The sequence below is a fragment of the Longimicrobiaceae bacterium genome (assembly GCA_035696245.1).
Taxonomy (GTDB): Bacteria; Gemmatimonadota; Gemmatimonadetes; order Longimicrobiales; family Longimicrobiaceae; genus DASRQW01.
Map to the genome: position 1 here is coordinate 1 of DASRQW010000392.1, position 6,602 is coordinate 6,602.

The following is a 6,602-nucleotide window of genomic DNA, read 5'->3' on the forward strand; positions in this document are numbered from 1 at the left end:
ACTGAATCTCCCTCTACGCTGGGCGTGCTCCTGTGGGCGAGCGCGCGAGATGTCCGGCTCTGGTCAGAGGTCGAACCCGGCGAACGCGGGGGTATGTTCGCCGATGGTGCGGCGTCACTCCGGCTGCAACACATCTTCACCACGCCGTGTGACGCGGAAATCGCGTCGCACCTCGGCGCCATCGCAGCTCTGCTTATCAGCCCGGAGACGGTGACCGCCTCTGATCTGGTGTCTTCCTGTTCCCACGTGGCCCGGTGGGCAGCGGGGAGGAAGCTTCCCAAGGCGGCGCTGGCGTTCTCGCAGGCGGCAGCGTTCGTGGATCGGAACGACGCTGCGCTCTGTCTACTCGCTGGGCTTGCGGCGGTGCAGGCGAAGGAGCTTGTGCGCGCCGACTCATGGTTGCGCCGCGCCGTGGGCCAGGCGCGCAGGACGGACCGCCAGGTCTACGCCCTCGCGCTCGCCGCCCTGGCAAAGCTCCTGTTCGACCACGGCCAGCGTGTCGAGGCGCAGCGCCACGCGGCGAAGGCGATACGCGCTGGACGTCGCTACGGGTGCTCGGAGGCGCGTGCCCAAGGGTTCCACGTCCTGTTCCGCCTCGCCGCCGGGCTGCGCCAGTACGAGGACGCGGACCGGCATGCACTGGCCGCGATGAACGTCTACGGTGCGAACCACTCCGTTTATCCTCTGCTCGTGCTGGAGCTGGGCCGCTCGTACGTGCGTCGGGGCGATCCCGCGCGCGCGGTGGCGCTGCTCACCCCTGACCGCATGTCTCTCTTCGACCGCGCGCAAGCCGTGGAAGCGCTCGCGCTTCTCTCGCTTGCATCCGCACGGATCGGAGAGCGGGCTCAGTTCCAAGACGCGTGGTCGCGCGCCTGGGCTCTCATCCGCCGGATACCCGAAGGCGCGGTGCCGCCAGGGGTGCGGGAAGACCTCACCGCCGCGGCGGAGTGCCTGGGCGACACGGACCGTGCGCACCGGTCCGCGACTTTGCGTGACGAACGGAGCCGCACATGAGGTTCGCGCGCCTGGGCCGCACGCGTCCACCTACCCGCTCGATCCCGAAGCGTGCCGACGATGTCCGGATCATCCGCATGGACCTGGACGGATCGGACTTGGCACCCGCGGCACGCACGCTCTCCGGGGCGCTCGCCAGCGTCCGGCCGTGGCTGGCTGGGAAAGACCCGCCGCGCTTCCGCCGGCACGGCCTGTATGCCTGCCTGCAACTGCGGGACGCGGTGTCCTGCCTCCAATACTTCTTTCGCAATCCCGTGACGCCGGACCTGCGGGCCAGTGCGGCGGCCGAGTGCCGGGAAGCCGCTGACCGACTTTGGCGGCACCGCGGCATCTGGACGGCGGCGGCCTTCGTAGAGGCCGCCTGCCTCATCGAGCCGAACGACGCGCGGCACCCGCTGGAGCTGGGGCGGCTCTACCGCATGCGGGCCGACTTCGCCCGCGCTTGGGCCTGGTACGGCTGGGCCGCGCGGCTGGCGCGGCGTCACGGCGACGGCGCGACGCTCTCCACGGCACTCCTGCGGATGGGCAGGCTTGCCCACGACGAGGACGCGCACGCGCTCGCCGGGCGGCTCTACAAGCTCGCCCGCGCTGTCGCCCGCAGGTACGGATGCAGGGCCCAAGAAGGGGACGCGCTCGTCGCGCTCGGCCTGCTGCGGTACGCGCTGGATCACCGTGGTGACGCGCTGGAGCACTTCCGCGAGGCCGTGGACGCGTACGAGCCGGGCAGCGACCGGCTCCCGGTGATGGGTCTGCGTGTAGCGGAGCGGTGGCTTGCGGAAGGGCAGTTCAGGGGAGCCGCCGGGCTGCTCCTGCCCGCCGTCCACCACGCGAAGGGCGAGACGCGGCTGGCGAGCCTTGCCGCCGCGGCCCGCGCCTCGGCGGCCCTCGGCCTGGAATGGGAGTATGAAGGCTGCTGGTGCGGGACGTGGCTCCACATGGGATGCGGCTCAACAAGCGCACAGGTGGACGCCTCCATTCAGCTGGCTCGCGCTGCGGCGAACAACGGCGACTGGACGCGTGCCCAACAGCGCGCCTTGGCCGTCCTCAACGCAACGGCGCTGACGAACGACACCGACCGGGCTTCCATCGCTGGGCGTATGTTCGTCGCTGCGATGATGCCAAAGGAGGTGGGAGAAGCGGCCTGCGACGAGGCGTTTCCCGACCTTCGGGCCATCCGTCTCGGCCTCGTGGACGATTGGGAGGACGACGACGAGCCCGAGCCGTGGCTTCCCGTCGCGCCCGTGCGGGCGCTGGTCGATGCGTTCGTGCGGGCGCTCACGGGTGGGGCGCCCGCCGATCCTCACACGTTCGCGCCATGACACACGCTCTGAGGATGGTTCGTTGATCCCTTGATGCACCGCGTCCGGTGCTCCACTACCGCGGCATGTGGGACGGGCCGCGCACGTGCTTTCATCCGTCCCGTTGGGGAGGATTCATGCGACTACCGAAGTTCGGGGCGAGGCGCGCCGGCCTGCTGTTCCTGGCCGCCGCACTCGCAGGCTGTACCGACCAGCAACCCGCCGGACCGGCTGCGAGCCGCCGCGACACGGCGCCCGCGGAGGAGTGGTTCCGGGTCGGCTCCTTCGACCTCCCCGCGACGGGCGGGCCGGGGAACTACCCGCTGACCAGCACGGGTATCCAGCTCAGGGACGGGCAGCGCGCGCGGATCTCCGTCAGCGGGGAAATTACGCTCACATACAACGACGAGTATTCGTACGTGTGTGGGATCAAGGCCACGCCTCCGACGCCGCCGATTACCTGGCCCGCCTTCTGTGGCTCGGGTGCGCCCTACGACGGGCAGACGGCCGGTCCGCGCGGCTTCTCTGCTCTGGACGATGCCATGTGGGTGCAGGTGTGGATGCAGCGGCCGGACGGGCAGATGGGCCGCGTCGGGTACTACTACGAGGGCGCAGCCTTCCGCCCGGAGATCACCGGGCCGGGCACGATCTACGTCTCCCGTAACGGCTTCACCGGGTACTTCGAGTACAACGGGGTGTACGTGTGGAATACCAGCGGCACCAACATCGTCAGCGTCGAGGTGCTGAAACCGGTCGACGCTGGCTGCGGCGGTGCCTCGCTGAACCGTTCGGCAGGGGGTGCGCACCTCGACGTAGCCGGTGGCGCCTGCCCGCCCCCGCCTCCGAGCGATTCGCTGGTCGTGGAGTGCACAGGGGACAAGGGCCCGAACCAAGTCACGCGCGGGCAGGACCTCACCTGCACGGCGCGACCCGTTCCCGCGGGTGCGGCGCTGGAAATCCTGGGGTGGAGCTTCCAGGGTGGCGGAGGGCCGGAGATCAAGCCGGAGGCCGGCGAGGAACACGCCGCGACATGGGGCGGGAAGATGGTTGTGAGCGGTACGATTTCGGTGAGCGGCACGGTCGACGGGCACTTGCATACGGCTCAAGCCAGCGTGACGGTCACGCCGCGCAGTGGTTTCCGGATGCACTACCCCGCTTCACCTCCGGAAAGCGCCTGGCATTGGGTCGGCAGCTTCGCGCCCGGAGATACGATCCTCCAATACCCGGTCGTTATCAGGAACGGTAAGATTGAAGACGGCTCGTTCGGCAAGTCAGAAGGTGCTTATCCTCAGCGGCCTTTCATTGACGAGGGTAGCGGGCCGAACGACGGGTGGCTGTTCGCGGGTGAACCCCCGACATTCAAGGGCGAGATGAGCATCTGGCTTAACCGTGCGATGTTGCACGATGACCCCTATTATCGTGCGCAGGTGGGAGACACGGGCGTGCCCGGCGTGAGCACCAGCGAGCGCAAGTGTGGGCCCGCGTTTATGGCCGAGGCGTTACGCCACACGACCGCTCACGAGCTTGGGCACTTGGAGGCGTGGAGGAAGTGGTATGAGTCGGATGCAGCAGGGGATCTAGTCGAAGGGTTCACGCTTTACGAGGGCAAGCAGTCCTCTTCCGTCGAAACCCTAGACGGCGCCTTCGTCCGCCCGCTCGGAGCAGGAGCGAATGCAGCGAGGGTACAATGGGATGCGAACAACGTTCTGAACGTTCCGTGTAACCTCCAACCGATCTTTCCCAAATGAAAACTCTTGTGAGGTTCACCCTCGTTTTCCTGCTCGGCATCCTAGCTCCGCGAGCCGCAGTCGCTCAGGCGAACCCGGATTCAATCAGGCTCCGAAACGCTTGCCGACTGGCTGAGCAGGCGTTGACGACCGGGCATCCGGCGCCGCATGTGGATTGGGCGGCTGGCATGATCCGCTCGTGCGGTGACGACGCATGGGCGCGCACCGTTGTTCTCCGGGTCCAGCGGCTCCGGACTTCCACGGATAAACTCGCATTGGTCGGTCAGTGGAAGGAAAGCCAATGGCTGCGTGACAGTACGTTTTTCGCTGCGGCGCTCGACATCGCCGGCGACCGAGGGGCGAGCGTTCCCGCTCGCGTGTACGCCTTCGTCGCCCTGACACGGTGGAACCACCCGGAGCACGATTCGGAATACCCTGGCTTCACTGGTGGTTTTACGCCCGGGATGGGCGTGCGAGGAGGGTGCTCGTTTCAGGCTTCGCAAGGGTATCACTACAGCGACACCCGGAGCCTACCGGCTAACCACACCGAGATCACCCAAGCGGTAGCGCGGCGGGTCGCACTCGACCAGACGGAACCGATTGACGTTCGAACCGCTGCGTCGTGCGCATATTCGCAGGATCAAACGTGGATGGCTCACGCGCTGGCGGGGATGCGGTAAGTACGCGGAGTTGCACCAGCATGGGCAGGATACGAACGAAGCGGGGCGCGTGAGAGCGAGCCCCGCTTCGTTCGTACTGTCACCAAAGCTGTCAACCGATGCGTGCAGGATACTCGGAACCGGGGGGATGCGCGCGCAAGTTGCTCGGACCATCTAGGGAAAATGCGCGTCCCGCCTGGAATTTCCTTCCGTAGCGGGTTGGCGGGCGCCCGTATATACTTCCGTCCGGGGTCTCCCCGCCCCGGCGTGAGCCTCGCGCCATCCGCGCACGCTGACGCACCACGCCGCGCGAGTCTCCCGCCGTACATCTTCAAATGGGTACAGCGAACCCCAAGTCTCGCGCCGATCCCCCTTCCCGGCAACTCGGCCGCCCCGCCGGATGCATCTCCGGCGGCGGAAGCCCGGCATCTACCGTCTGATTCCCGCCCGCACCGCGGCTTACTTCCTCAATGCCTTCCGCCTTCGTCTCGCCGACTCAGCAGACGAAAGGCGGACGTGCGGTGACGCGTCCGAGGCGTCAGCCCCGTGCGGCGAAGTGGCGGGCGAGGAAGCCGGGTGCGTGCGGCGCAGCGAACGACGGCTCGGCCGCGCCACCGTCCAGCGGCGGGCGGATCACGATGCCGAACGCGGCGGGCGCGGCGGCGGAGATGGCCTCGGCGGCGGCGCGTGCGATGCGGCCCGCGGCCTGGCTCTGCGTCGTATGCTCATGCTTCTCGTCCCTCAGGAATTGCGATGCCGGCGCGGGCACCCGCCCGGCCGGCATCCTCTCGCCGCGCAGCCTGCCCGCGCGGCCCGTGCTACCCGCGAGTCGCCCGGTTGCGCGGGGCCGGCGGCGGCGGGGCTGCCTGGCGCCGTGACCGTGGCGCCTCGCGCAGCCGCACGATCACCGTGTGGCGCGCGCCGGGGGCCACCGTCACGCTGTCTTCCTGCTGCGCGTAGCCGGGCAGCGCCACGCGCACCCGGTAGCGGCCGCTGGGCAGCGACACGAACTGGAAGCCGCCCGTCTCCTCGCTGGTGGCCTGGAAGCGCGCCCGCGCCGTGTCGGACCCCAGCACCTGCACCGTGGCGCCGTGCACCGGCCGGCCGGTGAAGTCCGTCACCCGGCCCACCACCCATCCCCCGCCCTGCGCCGCCGCCGGCATCGCGCCGAAGGCCAGGGCCGCGAGCAGCAGGGCCAGCCCCGCCGCACCGCACCGAACGCTACCGAACAGCGTGCTCATCGCCAGGTCCTTCCTCGCGCCGGCCGGTTGGGGCAGCCGCGGCCCCAACCGCAACCATGCGCATTACAGATTCACCGGCACCAACGCCGCCGCGGCCCGGCGGCTACGCTTCCCTGCGGAGCCTCTCCGCGTCCCGCTCCTGCCCGCACGCCTTCGCACGCCCCGCGACCTCGTGGAACACGTCGCGGATGGTCACGCCCTCCAGCACCTCGTGCATGGCCTCCTGCGCCCGCGCGAACACGCCGTTCAGCACCTGCTGGATGTTGCCGCCCACGTCGCACTCGCGGCAGGGCTGCTGCGGGTGCAGGGCGAACAGATCCTCCGTCTCCACCGCGCGGTACACGTCCAGCAGCGAGATGTGCTGCGGCTCGCGGGCCAGCATGGCCCCGCCGCCCACGCCCGGCTGCACGGTCACCATCCCACCCTTGCGCAGCGCGCCCATGATGCGGCGCACCACCACGGGATTGGTGTTCACGCTCCCGGCGATCCGTTCCGACGTGACGGCCTCGGCCCTGCGCCAGGCCATGTACGCCAGCACGTGCACCGCGACCGCGAACCTGCTGCTCATGGTAGGCATCCTCGCTCCCGTTAACTGCAACCAACGTAGTTACGGATAGGCACGCTGTCAACGGTCCGCATCCGCCGCGCGCATCCCCATCCTCG

General features: G+C 69.1%; 6 protein-coding genes. 3 read left to right on the plus strand and 3 right to left on the minus strand.

Going from position 1 to position 6,602, the window contains the following annotated elements:
- From VFE05_17790 to VFE05_17800, 3 genes are all read left to right on the plus strand, one after another.
- Positions 1–1,014 (plus strand): hypothetical protein (locus VFE05_17790; GenBank protein ID HET6231929.1); only part of this gene is annotated, 1,014 nt, incomplete at its 5' end.
- Positions 1,011–2,333, plus strand: coding sequence for a tetratricopeptide repeat protein (locus tag VFE05_17795; GenBank protein ID HET6231930.1), 1,323 nt, complete (start codon positions 1,011–1,013; stop codon positions 2,331–2,333). The genes VFE05_17790 and VFE05_17795, both read left to right, overlap by 4 nt.
- Before the next feature lie 116 nt (positions 2,334–2,449).
- On the plus strand, positions 2,450–4,060 hold the full coding sequence (locus tag VFE05_17800) for a hypothetical protein (protein ID HET6231931.1): 1,611 nt from the start codon (positions 2,450–2,452) through the stop codon (positions 4,058–4,060).
- Positions 4,061–5,236: 1,176 nt separating this feature from the next.
- Here the strand turns inward: VFE05_17800 and VFE05_17805 are convergent.
- The 3 genes from VFE05_17805 to VFE05_17815 form a co-directional block, all read right to left on the minus strand.
- Positions 5,237–5,482, minus strand: coding sequence for a hypothetical protein (locus tag VFE05_17805; protein HET6231932.1), 246 nt, complete (start codon positions 5,480–5,482; stop codon positions 5,237–5,239).
- Positions 5,483–5,516: 34 nt separating this feature from the next.
- Positions 5,517–5,939, minus strand: coding sequence for a carboxypeptidase-like regulatory domain-containing protein (locus VFE05_17810; GenBank protein HET6231933.1), 423 nt, complete (start codon positions 5,937–5,939; stop codon positions 5,517–5,519).
- A gap of 103 nt (positions 5,940–6,042) precedes the next feature.
- Positions 6,043–6,507, minus strand: a complete 465-nt coding sequence (locus VFE05_17815) for an Rrf2 family transcriptional regulator (GenBank protein HET6231934.1) — start codon at positions 6,505–6,507, stop codon at positions 6,043–6,045.
- Positions 6,508–6,602 lie beyond the last annotated feature (95 nt).